The organism is Erythrobacter sp. (assembly GCF_038133525.1).
Taxonomy (GTDB): Bacteria; Pseudomonadota; Alphaproteobacteria; order Sphingomonadales; family Sphingomonadaceae; genus Qipengyuania.
In genome coordinates this window covers 15027-15703 of record NZ_JAYPTL010000013.1, presented here as the reverse complement: position 1 = coordinate 15703, position 677 = coordinate 15027, and the positions used below count along the sequence as shown (strand labels likewise).

Sequence of the window (677 nt, the reverse complement as noted above, 5' to 3'; positions counted from 1 at the left end):
GAATAATTCGCCGCAGTTGTGATCCCGAATGCAGTCACTGCCACCAGGCTGGTTCCAACGGCATTGCCGATCGGCATGCGCGTCGCCGCGATCAGGCCGGGCACGATCAGGAAGCCACCGCCGATACCGAAGAAGCCCGAGAATGCGCCCGTGCCCATGCCATAGACGAAGAGCTTCGGTGCGTTCTGGCGGCTCAGCACAACATCGGCATCGGACACCGCGCCGCGACCGCGCAGCATCAAAGCGCCAACCACGATCATCAGCAGCGCGAACAGGAACAGCAGCTTGTGCCCGTCGAAATTCTTGCCCAGCGTCGAACCCGCGAAGGCGCCGACGACACCGGCTGCGGCATACATCGACCCGCATTTCCACTTCACGGTCTTGGCCCGCGCATGGTTGACGAGTCCGGCCAGTGCATTGGCCGCGACCGCCAGCGCGCTGGTCCCGATTGCAACATGCGGACTGGGCACGCCGACCAGGTAAACCATCAGCGGCACTGCGAGGATCGACCCTCCGCCACCGATCAGGCCAAGTACGAAACCCACGGCAGCACCCGAAAGCGCGCCGGTGAGTAGGTAGATCGTGTCCATAGGTACCGCGCCTCAGTCTTTCCTAAGGGCCGGTTCGGCCAGCCCTTCGTGGCCCTTGAGCATGGCGTGCCAATAGACCTGCGGACG

1 protein-coding gene is annotated in these 677 nt (G+C 63.7%); it reads right to left on the bottom strand.

Annotated elements, in window-relative coordinates:
* Nucleotides 1–590: sulfite exporter TauE/SafE family protein (locus tag AAFM29_RS05015; protein WP_341711752.1), on the bottom strand; the 590-nt coding region annotated here is incomplete at its 3' end.
* Nucleotides 591–677 lie beyond the last annotated feature (87 nt).